Annotated in this window: 8 protein-coding genes; 3 read left to right on the plus strand and 5 right to left on the minus strand. The window is 36.8% G+C overall.

Features of this window, described 5'->3' with window-relative positions; translation table 11 throughout:
- The first annotated feature begins 43 nt into the window (after positions 1-43).
- Together VK91_RS21205 and VK91_RS21210 are read left to right on the plus strand one after the other, a co-directional pair.
- On the plus strand, positions 44-520 hold the full coding sequence (locus VK91_RS21205; RefSeq protein WP_004269498.1) for an IDEAL domain-containing protein: 477 nt from the start codon (positions 44-46) through the stop codon (positions 518-520).
- Positions 521-693: 173 nt separating this feature from the next.
- Positions 694-1,524 (plus strand): flagellin, encoded by an 831-nt coding sequence (locus VK91_RS21210; RefSeq protein ID WP_048395652.1) that lies wholly within the window; start codon positions 694-696, stop codon positions 1,522-1,524.
- Between the two features lie 40 nt (positions 1,525-1,564).
- On the opposite strand, the gene csaB is transcribed toward VK91_RS21210, so the two are convergent.
- The 5 genes from csaB to VK91_RS21235 form a co-directional block, all read right to left on the minus strand.
- The gene (gene csaB, locus VK91_RS21215; RefSeq protein WP_048395654.1) at positions 1,565-2,644 is read right to left on the minus strand and encodes a polysaccharide pyruvyl transferase CsaB; all 1,080 of its coding nucleotides are present in this window, start codon (positions 2,642-2,644) and stop codon (positions 1,565-1,567) included.
- A complete protein-coding gene (locus tag VK91_RS21220) occupies positions 2,644-4,557 on the minus strand; it encodes a DUF5693 family protein (RefSeq protein WP_048395655.1) in 1,914 nt (637 codons plus the stop codon). Before VK91_RS21220 ends, csaB begins: the two co-directional genes overlap by 1 nt.
- A gap of 20 nt (positions 4,558-4,577) precedes the next feature.
- Positions 4,578-6,134, minus strand: coding sequence for a polysaccharide biosynthesis protein (locus VK91_RS21225; RefSeq protein WP_048395656.1), 1,557 nt, complete (start codon positions 6,132-6,134; stop codon positions 4,578-4,580).
- Positions 6,131-6,871 carry a WecB/TagA/CpsF family glycosyltransferase gene (locus VK91_RS21230; protein WP_231595756.1) on the minus strand — a complete coding sequence of 247 codons (741 nt, stop codon included), beginning with the start codon at positions 6,869-6,871 and terminating at the stop codon, positions 6,131-6,133. Before VK91_RS21230 ends, VK91_RS21225 begins: the two co-directional genes overlap by 4 nt.
- 342 nt (positions 6,872-7,213) lie before the next feature.
- Positions 7,214-9,064 carry an S-layer homology domain-containing protein gene (locus VK91_RS21235; protein ID WP_048395660.1) on the minus strand — a complete coding sequence of 617 codons (1,851 nt, stop codon included), beginning with the start codon at positions 9,062-9,064 and terminating at the stop codon, positions 7,214-7,216.
- A 632-nt stretch (positions 9,065-9,696) separates the two neighbouring features.
- Between VK91_RS21235 and VK91_RS22295 the strand changes: the two genes are divergently transcribed.
- The gene (locus VK91_RS22295) at positions 9,697-12,936 is read left to right on the plus strand and encodes an S-layer homology domain-containing protein (RefSeq protein ID WP_053075736.1); all 3,240 of its coding nucleotides are present in this window, start codon (positions 9,697-9,699) and stop codon (positions 12,934-12,936) included.
- The last annotated feature ends 780 nt before the right edge of the window (positions 12,937-13,716 follow it).

Genomic DNA, 13,716 nt, shown 5'->3' on the forward strand with positions numbered 1-13,716 from the left:
GTGTTAAAATCTGAATAATCAGATAACTAGGGAGGGATGAAGGATGATGCAAGTTCAATACATGAAGCCGTTTTACACAAAAGTTACTGGAGATAAATTACGTCTCGTATTTGCTTATCAATATTTCTCTATTTTAAAAGAGAATGAGATTTTCCATTTCATTCCCATAGAAGGTAAAGAGATGATCATCAACATGAAGACACAGCAGATTGAAAATTTATCTGAGGTTTTTGTTTTCCAAAAAGGAAATCGCTTTATTCGGTTACCACTTTATCAACTATTGCTTATTACTAATGTTCATGAGCATCTAGCACCAATACTTGAAAGCGCTACACCAAAGCAACAAATTCCGATGGTTTCTACTGTGACGGTTGGTGAAATCGATCAGCTTATTGCAGAGTTAGAGGAGAAAAATTTGGATCATTTGATTGATCAGGCATTACTAGAGAATGATAAAGAACTCTTTTTCGAATTGCTACAGCAAAAGAGCCATCAACTTGGGGGTTTCAAAATTGAATAGATGGAATGTCCAGTAAGCACCTACTTATCATAAATGACAAGCAGGTGCTTTTATTATGTAGTTAATCAACTATAAAATGTTAAAAACACATAAAAAAATTAGAAACCATTTCCAGTATTAAGGTCAATAGATGAGATGTTGGACCGATATAAAAACAAGAAGGTGGTGAAATCATGCTTGGTAAGTGGTCAGCAACAGGGATGGCAATCCTGAATAATATGAATCGTCATTATGGGGCGATGAGTAAAGCCATGCTACGAATTTCTTCCGGATATCGAATTAATAGTGCAGCAGACGATCCAGCTGGACTGGCGATTTCTGAAAAAATGCGTGCTCAAATTCGTGGCTTGAATATGGCAGCTAAGAATATACAGGATGGTATTTCGCTTGTGCAGACGGCAGAGGGGGCACTGAATGAGACACATGCCATGATTCAGCGTATGCGTGAGCTAGCAGTGGAGGCAGCCAATGATACATTAACAGATGATGATCGTAAAAAATTAGATTTGGAATTTCAAGAATTAAAAAAGGAAATCCAGCGCACATCAACCGATACAGAATTTAATACAAAGACATTACTTAATGGGGATTATGAAACAAATGGCATCAAGATTCAAGCAGGCGCCAATGCAGGACAGAGTATAGAATTATTTATCAATGGGATGGGGTCCGAGGCACTTGGGTTGAAGGATACTTCTATTGCTACTCGTGAGGAAGCGGAAAAAGCCATGTCTTCGATGGATGAAGCCTTAAAACGTGTTTCCAATGAGCGCTCACGTCTTGGTGCCTATCAGAACCGCTTGGAACATGCCTATAATGCTAATGTGAACACGGCAGAGAATTTACAAGCAGCAGAGTCTCGTATTCGAGATGCAGATATCGCAAAAGAGATGATGAATATGGTGAAGGCGCAAATTTTAATGCAAGCAGGTCAATATGTTTTAGCGATGCATATGCAACAGGCCCAGTCCATTTTAAAATTATTAGAAGTAGGAAAAAAATGATGAATTTCAATTAACATTGAAATTCATCATTTTTTAATGTTTATTTTGACAAAGCATCAATTGCTAATTTAGCAGTTGCAGTTGCTTCATCTTGCAATGGGATGACGGCCTGGCGCATTTTTTCTTGAACTGTTGTATAGGATTCAAGAATTGCTACAGCTTGTTCAAACAATGTTACACCATTCCAATCATCAACCTCGACATGACCGATGACAGGCTGATCAACGATATCAGCAAACGCATCAATTTTCGGATCATACGAAATGGCAATAAACGGTGTCGCATAGATTGCCGAGAAAATTAAGGAGTGCAGTCGCATACCTATTAATAGTTGAGATTGACCAATCACTGCGATTTTTTCTTCAATAGATAAATCAGCAGGAGCAATCAAGCTCTTTTCCTTCATAAGTGCTGCTACTTCCTGTGAAGTAATAAAATCATGCTCACCATGCATAGGCAGGAAAACGATTTGCTCACCCTGACGTACTAATTCATCTAGGCTGTGTGCAATTTTTTCCTTGTAGGCAACAGCGGATGGCCAATCTCGAACGCTTACAGAGATATAGCTATCGGCTGACAAAGAGACATTTTCTAGCCACTCACAATGAAAGTCATTACCGTTAAGTCCCATAACAGGATCTGGTACGATCTTTGTTTCTTTTCGCACACCGATCTCTGTTAAAAGAGCTAGAGAGGCTCTATCTCTGACTGTTATTTGTTCGACCTTATTAAAAACTGTACGAACAATAAATTTACTAAGTGGGTGATTAATCGGGCCCATACCTTGGGCGTAAACAAATACTGGCTTCTTCAACCATTTTGCGATTTGAATAACGCCCGCATAGTAAGGAATCGTTTTCATGCCTGTTTGATCCTGCATGAGACTACCGCCACCACTAATCAGTCCATCTGCTGTTTTAAGTAATTGACGAATTTCTTTCATTTTCCAACGGTTAATGGCTTTGACACCATATGTTTGCTCAGTAGCTGCTGGATTATTAGATAATACCGTGATTTCTATATCACTTTGCCACTTTTTTAAAGATTGGATAATGGACAGTAGAATGGCATCATCTCCGACATTATCAAATCCATAATAGCCAGATAAAACAACGTGCATTATGACCACCTCGCGATTGCCTTAGAAACCCAACGATAACCGATTTTGAAGATTAGGATAAACAAAAGTCCTACTACAAGACCTAGAGATACACTGTATAGTGTACGTAATACAGAAACAGCTACTGGGATGTGTAGATGAGTAAATGTATTCATGATGGATAAGAAACCGATAACACCTGGTACTAGGAGAATACTTCCCCATTTGCGATTAATCCCCATTACATAAAGCGCTAATATGAAGAATGGGAAACCAATTAAAAATTCCTTTGTTCTTGGTCGAACATACAATGTATTTTCTAGCCATTGTCTAAAGGCTAATTCCATATCACTTACAGAGCCAGAGTTACCTGTTCGGCTAATGTAAAATAATCCGACACCTGCCAACACAACGAGTAGTAGCACATGCCAATATTTTAATTCTTTATTTAACAATGTTACCGTATTTGATAAAGAGTTCTTAATGTTTTGTTCAGCTAGTCGGTTTATCTCAATCACTGTAAATAGTAAAACACCCATAATTGGAATAAGATAAACAAGCTTAACCCCTTTAAATACAGCAAAGCCTGTCATAAAGGCATTACCATTCAATAAGCCAATAACAATTACAATGCCAATAACGCTAATTGCTACTGCCTTTAAGTATTGGACCAATATGTTAGACACCTTCGTAGAACCTTGCGCTGATTTAATGACTGCATAGGTTGGGGCAAGGACTGCAATAATGAGTGCAAATGCTTGTAAAAATAGAGTACTTTTCAGGATAAAGTACGCAATCGCTAGTATAGCCATAAAGCCAGCAGCTGCGATACGAAGAGGCATCCATTTTACTAATTCTGAAATGATAAAGGTAAATAAAATACCTGCTACTAATACGGTTGCTGTGACCCAAGCTGGCACTATTACTTTATCAAATAGCTTTGGTTCACCTGCTTTGAAATGATCTGGCATTGTGTCATGCACACCATTTAGATAATCAATCGTTTCTTCTACATTTTCTTTGGCATTACCTGATGTTTTAATATGATAGAAAATAGAGCGAATATTACGCTCTTTGACAGCGCGTGTTGTACGGTCAATACTTGCATTTAGCTTTAATTTAGTCTCTCTATTGACATTGATGCTATGCAAACGAATCATCTTGTAATCCGTCATTTGAGCGATTTTACTTTCGCCTTTAAGTGGGTTACTTTCAATTGTGTAGAAGTAATAGCCAGCATCATTTAATTTTTCAACTAATTGATTGCCGTCTTCTTGTCCAAAACCAATAGCTTCATCACCTTGACCAAGTAAGCGGCCTGCTGAAGCCTCTTTTAAATCGACTAATTGATTGACCAACTTTTCGTTAGCTACTTCATTATCTGCATTTTCCACCTTAAAGATGTGAGCTAGTCCATGCTTACTAATCATGTCAATAGCAGGCTGATCATAGCCAATTGGAGTTTTTAAATCAAAATTGTGGTTAGAAGCAGGAAGGAAATAGAAAGCTTCTTCTCCTATTTGTACTTCCTCTGGTTCAACGCTCTCCATGATCAGTTTTTGGTAGCTTTCGTTTTCAGGCACTCGAATATAATAGCCGCTATTAGTGATATCAACAGCATCTTTATAAGGTGTAAACAATAATTGGGCTGCTAACTCACTTTCTTTATAAACGGTAATTAGGTTTTGCTTTTCCATTTCCTTTAATGTTAAGGGCTCTAGACTCACAGTATTCAGCCCAGCATCCTTTAAGGAGGAAAGAATTTCATCCATTGTTAGGTCGCTATTTTTTTCTGCGGTTTGTATTTCATCATAGGGAATAACAATCTCATAAGCATCATTCGATTGCTCCGCATTCCACCTCTTCATAATACCTGTAGAGGAAACGACGAGTAAAAGAACAATGATTCCCCAAAGCCATTTCTGTTTTGACATAAGTGTCCTACCTCTCTTATTTATGAAAATCTTTTTCCGATAACAGGGATTTTCTTTAAATCTTGTTTATGAATAGCTTTCATCAGCCATAGTAGAAGGAAGTAAAGAGCTCCACCAACTACGATTGCGACAGTTAGATAGCCCATTGCCGACATTCTTGACCAATGTGTAAAGTCAAGCCAAAGTGTTGGTAATCCAACTGCTGCTCCCATTACAATGGAAGACACAATCATTTTCACCGTATCTTTTCCAAGGACAGTAAAGCGAATCGTACGATAAATAAAGACAGAATTCACAATAAATAACACAAAATACACTAGCAAAGTTGCATAGGCAGCACCATCTAAACCAAATGCTTGAATAAGGAAGATGTTAGAAAAGACCTTAAGGACAACACCGCTCAAAATAATGAGAGCTCCTGTTTTGGCAGCATTCATGCCCTGTAGAATACCTGTTCCTAGCAAAGTTAGTGATGTAAAGACAGAGCTTAGATTGATGATGGCTAACATTAAGCTTCCCTCTAAGTCTTTAAAAAGAGCTAGATTTAAAGGCAAGGTTAAGGCTAGTAGCCCAATCGCAGCTGGCCATGAAATAAGATGTGTCATACGATGAGTTTGCTCAATAATAGTGCGTGTTTCATCCAATTTACGCTCAGCTAGCTTCGTTGTAATCAAAGGCACAAGCGGCAAGATAATTGAAGAAGCAAAAACAGTCGTAATTTGAACTAATGTAAGTCCTCGACCATAAATACCATAAAGGTAGCTAATTTCACTTGCATCTGCACCAGCACTTCTTAAGCCATATGTAACCGTAAAGGAATCTACAAAGTTAAAGAGTGCCATTGTCACAGAACCGATCGCAATGGGAATAGAAATCTTTAAAATGGTTTTACTGTATTTAGAGAAATCCTTACCAGAATATTTTTCCTTACTCGTCACTTTTACCGAAGAACGGAAATATTTAAAGAGTAAATAGAAAAGTGAACCGAGGGCTCCTAATACAGAGCCTGCCATAATTCCACCAGCTACGATATCATTTGAATAATCCATTGCTACTAGGAAATACGCAACAATTAAAATTAATGCAACACGTACTAACTGCTCAATCACTTGAGAAATGGCAGTAGGTCGCATATCCCCAAATCCTTGGAAAAATCCACGATAGACAGCCATATAGGGGGCTACCAGTAATGTAAGGGCAACAATAATTAAGGCAATCTCTGTTGAAGGTCCACCAAGTGCATTCGCTATCTGCTCTGAAAAGCCGTAAATGATTGTAAAACTAATGACGCCAAAGGATAATGCAAGGATTCTTGCAGTCACATAAATTTTCTTAATTTTAGCAGTATCATGACTCGTCCTAGCTTCGGCTATTAGCTTAGAAATAGCGATAGGGATACCCGCAACGGATAAATAAAGTGCTACCATATAAACAGGATAGACAAGACTAAAAATACCAAGTACTTCATCACCAGCAATATTTTGAAGTGGTATACGGAAGATACTTCCGATTACTTTGGAAAGTAAGGTGGCAATCGTCAGGATGAGTGTGCTTTTAACAAATGTTGACTGACTCATTTTGTTTTGCCCTGACCTTTAAACTTTAATGCAAATACCTTTAAAGCAAAGCGAGGGAGCACAAGCATTCTTCCAAACCGACTCGGCTGGCGTAACAGTCGATAGAGCCATTCAAGATTTAACTTTTGCCAAATTACTGGTGCACGTTTTACAGTACCAGCGATGACATCGAAGGAGCCACCTACACCGATAAATACACCCTTTGAAAATTTATCAAGATTTTCTGTTATCCATTTTTCCTGTCTTGGTACACCTAATGCCACAAATACAAGATCAGGCTGTAAAGTTGCAATTTCTTTTGCAAAATCATTATTATTCCAGTCGAAGTAGCCATCATGATAGCCAACGACATCAACGTTTGGATAGTTCTTATGAATATTAGCAACCGTCTTTTCGATAGTTTCCTTTTGAGCACCTAGTAAATAGATTTTAAAATGCTTTTGCTGACCAACCTCTAACAGACGTACCATCGTATCATAGCCAGTTACTCGCTCTGGAAGTGAATCTCCAAGGATTTGTGCAGCCTTAACGACACCAATGCCATCTGCACAAATGTATGTTGCCTGCTTTAAGTAATTCATGACATTTGGATTTTCATTTGCCTGCATGACAACTTCAGGATTGGCTGTCACAACGAAAGTTTTTTCTTGCTGTTCAATACGATTAACGAGTAAATCAACAAACCCTTGTTGACTAATATGTAAAAAGGGTACGCCCATAATCGTTACATGCCTCATATAGTGTTCAAACCTTTCTGTAATTCCATTTTCACTGCAATCTATCATACCACAAAAGCAATATTGACAGGAAATTTTCGATAATGGGTTTAACGATGATTACCTAAAGTATAGCTCTTATTAGTAACGATTTTTACATGGTATAGCAATTGTCCTATTAAGCTTTTTTAGGACACTATTTTGACGTAGAATTTACTAAATTTTAGGGGGATAGTATGAAAATTATATCCTAAAATTTCGAGTTTCTTCTATTATATAGCGCTTTCATCTCGGTGATAAAAAATGACTAACAAAAAGAGTGCGAATTATCTTCGCACTCTTCTTTTGCGCATCCTATTAAAATCATTTTTTTACAATATAATCGCCATGTACCCAACCCGTTTTTCCGTTGTAAAGCACCTGATACCAGGCACCATTTTTTATAAACTCACCTTTATCGTCTACAACACCGATAATAAAGCCATTCGGTTTAACAGTACCTAAAATAGCACTTGTCGTAGATGGTTCACTTCGAACATTAAGTGTAATGTTCATATTAACAATTTGTAAGCCATTTTCAAGACTCACATAATCATCAATCACCCAGCCTTCTTGTCCATTGACACTTACTTTCAACCAACCACCATTTTCACCAAGAACTTTAAAGGAGGTATCCTTTGGCAAATTCGTAATAATCGAAGCATTATCTGCTGTATTTGGATACGTTCTCATATTGAGATTAATCGTCGTTTTACCAGTTGCTCCAGCTAACCCTAAATCCAATGCGTATTGCTTCGATGGACTCGGTAATGATGGAGCGGAAGATTGACTTTGATAGGCAGGCACATCAAACACTAGGTTTGTTGTCGTATGAGCACCAATTAATTCATAAATATCATAGATCTTTTTCGCTTGAATGACAGCCCACATCACATGTGTTGCATACTGGTGGACTGTCGGATTATCAGGATTCCAACGCATTTTATAGAGCGTATCCTGCCCCCTGCTAATATACTGATCCTTTACGAATTGGGCACCGCCGATAATGGCATCCTGAACAGTAAACCAGCCATTTGTATAAGCGCGCTCCGCACCATACTTATTAGCATCGGCATCTATAGCGCCAATACCGTAAGCATTGTAGGTTGTCTTAATAGCAGTTAATTTATCGCGATTTTCTGGTGTTGCTACCATCGGCTTGCCATTTGTATCTAAGCCAACCTCGATCCCTTTAATCAGTGCAGAACCACCATTGGCTGTTTCATGCAAGGCATGGGAGACTAAATAAATAGCATTGATTTTATTGTCTACACCAGCTTGAATGAAGGCATCTGCTGTACCTACTAAGCTTCCTTTATTGGCAAGTACTTTATCATTTAGCTCTTTTGCACTCAGATTATTGACGACAGTAGATAATTTTAGGAATTGATAATAAGATGGGCTATCCTGCATAAAGCTTTTTGGGTGTACATAGTATGACACTAGTGCCTCGCTAGCCGTGAAAATGCCCGCACCATCGACCTTTGGATTATTCATTGTTTGTTTAGTTACTACAGAGGAGTAATCATATGAGTAATTCGTCGTCATATATTGCTTACCGCCTGTCCCAGGCGCCTCTAAATGGATTAAACGATAAAGCACGGTAGCTGCCTCAGCACGAGTTGTTTGAGCAAGAGGTGCAAATTGATTATTTGGCTTCCCAACAAGTAGTCCTGTTGTGACGACAGCTTGTACATCTGCATAGGCCCATTTGGCAATGCGCGCATTATCACTAAAAGCAATAGGGGAGGAAGATGTATTGATGTTTTGATAAGTAAGAGCTCTTTTTAACATAGCCGCCATTTCCTGACGATTAATGTGATTATTCGGATGGAACTTACCTTGCTCGTCACCTTTAATTAACCCGTGATAGCTTGCTTGCTCGACTACTCCGTAATACCAGTCACCTTTTTTAACATCTGTAAAGGTTGCCTGACTAGAAGCTGCTGGTAAGTTCAGTGTTCTAACAAGAAAGGCTGCAAATTCAGCACGAGTGACAGCATCATTCGGACGATATTGGCCGAATTCATCACCCTTCATTAAATCGTTGGTAATAAGATAGTTCATTTCATGGTAGGCCCAGTGCTTCGAAATATCTTCTGCTGAAGCGGTAGTTGGCGCAAGATATAACATGCCTGCTAGCACGGCCCCGTAAAGAGGAAATTTACGTTTCATTTTTTAAGCTCCCTTCAATAGCTGATATGTTCTATCAAACTATCAAAAGTGTAGCATAAAAAGTGGCAATCTATTATTACAACATGGGAACAGATAGATTAAGCTTTTTATTTAATAAAGAAGAAACTCATAAAGTTGTTGGGGAAGAGGCAGAATTCGCTAAGAAACGCCTTCTATATTTCGGTTTCTTTACAATTATAACTAAAATATTACGGGAGTCTTTAATTTTTGACAATTTAGTAACCATTCCAGAAAATGCTTGGTTATTATTGAGAGTAAGGTATAATAGGTAACGGAACTATATGTTACCAATCCAAATGAGGATATAATTAGTTGTAAGTTTAATGGTTTCTATTAAATACCATATTAGGTATGGTAAAAAAATCTTCTATAACTAAATTTATGTCCCAATGCTTGAATTTCGGAAAAGATAGTGTTATATTATTGTAGAAAGTGAATAAACTTACTAGAATGGTATTCTACTACGCTTTTTCTAGTAAATTTACTAACAAATTTGCTTTAGTTTTGTATTATTCAAGAAAGCTATAATACATACATTTAGGTAACTAGGCGGTACTATAGTTTTCGTTGGATTAATATCAATTTAAGGAATTTTAGGGAGGAATACATTAATGGCAAAGCAAAACAAAGGCCGTAAGTTTTTCGCGGCATCAGCAACAGCTGCATTAGTTGCATCAGCAATCGTTCCTGTAGCATCTGCTGCGCAAGTAAACGACTATAACAAAATCTCTGGATATGCTAAAGAAGCAGTTCAAGCTTTAGTTGACCAAGGCGTAATCCAAGGTGATACTAACGGGAACTTCAACCCACTTAACACAGTAACTCGTGCACAAGCTGCAGAAATCTTCACTAAAGCTTTAGAATTAGAAGCTAATGGTGATGTAAACTTCAAAGACGTGAAAGCTGGCGCTTGGTACTACAACTCAATCGCTGCTGTTGTAGCTAACGGCATTTTTGAAGGTGTTAGTGCAACTGAATTTGCACCAAACAAATCTTTAACTCGTTCTGAAGCTGCTAAAATTTTAGTAGAAGCATTCGGTTTAGAAGGTGAAGCAGATCTTAGCCAATTCGCTGACGCTTCTCAAGTAAAACCTTGGGCTAAAAAATACTTAGAAATCGCAGTAGCTAACGGCGTTTTCGAAGGTACTGATGCAAACAAACTTAACCCTAACAACTCAATCACTCGTCAAGACTTTGCACTAGTGTTCAAACGTACAGTTGACAAAGTTGAAGGTGAAACTCCAGAAGAAGCAGCATTTGTTAAAGCTATCAACAACACAACTGTTGAAGTAACATTCGAAGAAGAAGTTACTAACGTTCAAGCACTTAACTTCAAAATCGAAGGTTTAGAAATTAAAAATGCTTCTGTTAAACAAACAAACAAAAAAGTTGTTGTATTAACTACTGAAGCTCAAACAGCTGATAAAGAGTATGTTTTAACTCTTGACGGCGAAACAATCGGTGGCTTTAAAGGTGTGGCTGCTGTAGTTCCAACTAAAGTTGAACTAGTATCTTCTGCAGTTCAAGGTAAACTTGGTCAAGAAGTAAAAGTTCAAGCTAAAGTAACTGTTGCTGAAGGTCAATCTAAAGCTGGTATTCCTGTTACTTTCACTGTACCAGGTAACAACAATGATGGCGTTGTACCAACATTAACTGGTGAAGCTTTAACAAACGAAGAGGGTATCGCAACATACTCTTACACTCGTTATAAAGAAGGTACTGATGAAGTAACTGCTTATGCAACTGGTGACCGTTCTAAATTCTCACTTGGTTATGTATTCTGGGGTGTAGATACAATTCTATCAATTGAAGAAGTAACTACAGGTGCTACAATTAACAATGGCGCTAACAAAACATACAAAGTTACTTACAAAAACCCTAAAACTGGTAAACCAGAAGCTAATAAAACATTCAACGTTGGCTTTGTAGAAAACATGAATGTAACATCTGACAAAGTGGCAAACGCTACAGTTAATGGTGTTAAAGCATTACAATTAAGCAACAATACAGCTTTAGATGCTGCTCAAGTTACTACTGACTCTAAAGGTGAAGCAACTTTCACAGTTTCTGGTACAAACGCTGAAGTAACTCCTGTAGTTTATGCAGTAAACACTACAGTTGGTGAAAATGCTAAAGCTTACAAAACTTCTGCTCTACAAGTAACTGCATCTAAAGTGAAATTTGCTGCAGTACAAGCAGATTACACACTTGAGTTAACTCGTACAGGTGGAGAAGTTGCAGCAACTGGCCAAGATAACGGTCGCGAATATAAAGTTGTTGTAAAAGATAAAGATGGCAAATTAGCTAAAAACGAAGTGGTAAACGTAGCATTTAACGAAGATTTAGATCGCGTTATTTCTACAGTTACTGATGCGAAATTTATCGATGCTGATAACGAAGTTTATTACACTGGAACAAAAGCTAAGCAAATCACTGTGAAAACAGATGAAAAAGGTGAAGCTACATTTGTTATTGGTTCAGATAAAGTAAACGACTATGCAACTCCAGTTGCTTGGATTGACATCAACACTTCTAATGCAAAAGAAGCTACTCTTGATGAGGGTGAACCAAAAGCAGTTGCTCCAATTTCTTACTTCCAAAAAGCTTACCTTGATGGTGCATCTATCAAGTCTTATAATACTGTAGGTAAGAAAGAAACTAAGTTCGAAGATGGTGCAGTAGCAACATTTAAAGCACAATTAGTTAACCAAAGTGATAAAGTTATCTCTGCAACTATTAAATCAGTGTCATATACAGTATGGAACACAGGTTCAAATGATATTGATGTAGCAGGTAAAGTAGTTTCACCAAACCGTAGTATTACATTATCGTACCCAGGTGAGTTATCATCATCTGATTTACAAGTAAAAGCTATCGATGGCAAACCTTCATCTGTACGCGTAATTGCTACTGGTATTGCTATTAATCCTACTGACAGTAAAGATTATGCATTTACTGCTAAAGAAGCAACTGCAACATTTACTTCATCAAGTGAAGTAGCAAATAATCATGTTGGTCGAATTGGTTCAGTAAATACTACAGATAAAACTTTAACATTCGATGGTAAGAAACCAATTTCTTATAAAGATGCTAAATTTGTAGCTGAAAACAATGCACCACTTGCTGATGCAGACGCATTTATTGCAGAATTGAAAAAGTATGCTAATAGTGCTGAAGTACACTACAGCAAAGATGCAGATGGTGTTGTAACATTTAAAATTGTACGTGCAGCTACTACTGGTGGAGCAGTTACTGTTGATGCATTTAATTCTACATTAACTACTGCTGCTGTAACTGTAGCAGGTTCTGCTACAACTCCTGCAGTTGCTACAGTTGACTCAGCTCTAATCACTGCTGCATACGGTAATACAATTACAGTAAACGGTGTTACATTTACTTATCATGCTGATGCAAGACCAAGTGATGCAAACTTATTCACAGGTTTAGCAGATTTAGTGTACAAAATTAATCTAAACTCAACAGTAAAAGTTAAAGCTTCTGCAACAGGTACAACTCTTAACTTATCTGAAGATAAAGATGGTACATTCAATTATGCTGTAAACGGTGGTACTCAACTTACAAGTACTGTAGGTGTTCTTGGTCAAGATCAACAAGTAACATTTACTTTCTCTGATGCATTAAACATTGCTACAGGAGACAAAGTAACAGTTAATGGTCTACAAGGTACTGTAGCTTCTGTATCTAACGCTAAGAAAACTGTAGTTGTGAAATTCTCAGCTCTTGGATTAACTGATCCTGCAGTTACTTCATTCACAGTTACTAATGGTGCTTCTGGTACTGATAACAAAGGCAATACAGTAACAGTAGGTTCTGTGACTTTAACTCGTTAATAATTTTATTAGAAAAGACTTTGTGGAATTTTCCACAAAGTCTTTTTTATATGTAATGTTTAAGTAATGAGTGCTTAATATTTTGATACAGTATTATGTTGCTGGAACTATTAGATCTATATGTATAATTCCTACTTCTATTTGTTATTAAAAATTTTTAAAAAAGGCTATGGATTTACTGCTAAAAAGAAACAGCAGCATTATTGAATCCAATGAAGTTATAATTTTATTTAAAAATGCTAAGTTCATAACAGAATTTGTTAATAATAAAGTTAAAACTAAGTAATAGCATTCAATGTACTTCAATTTACGACAAAGTTGAATGCTCTCTAAATAGTACTAAATTATAAACTCTTTAAGATACAGTTGGTGTAGATCAAAAAATTATATTCACATTTGGATTCAAAAAAGATACTGACAATAAAGTTACATTAAAAGGTTCAACAACAGTTACTGTAGTTTCTGTAGAATCTGATAAGACATATGTAGTTGTTAAACTTAATACTTACAGCTGTCATTTCATTTCAGGTTTCTATTAAAATTGGTGATAAAATTAGCTATTGTACCTTCACCTTTTATACAATAATAATTAAATATAACATTTAAAAGACTTTGTGGATTTATCCATAAAGTCTTTTTTAAATACACTACAATATATTTTTATAGAGTTTAATATAAAATAAACCTTTTGAAGAATAATAAATGGACAATATATAAAAGGTATAAAACTAAGAGCTTAGATAGAGTGGTTTTAACAAATTTTACTGATAGGTTATAAGG

The sequence above is a fragment of the Lysinibacillus sp. LK3 genome (assembly GCF_001043675.1).
Lineage (GTDB): Bacteria > Bacillota > Bacilli > Bacillales_A > Planococcaceae > Lysinibacillus > Lysinibacillus capsici.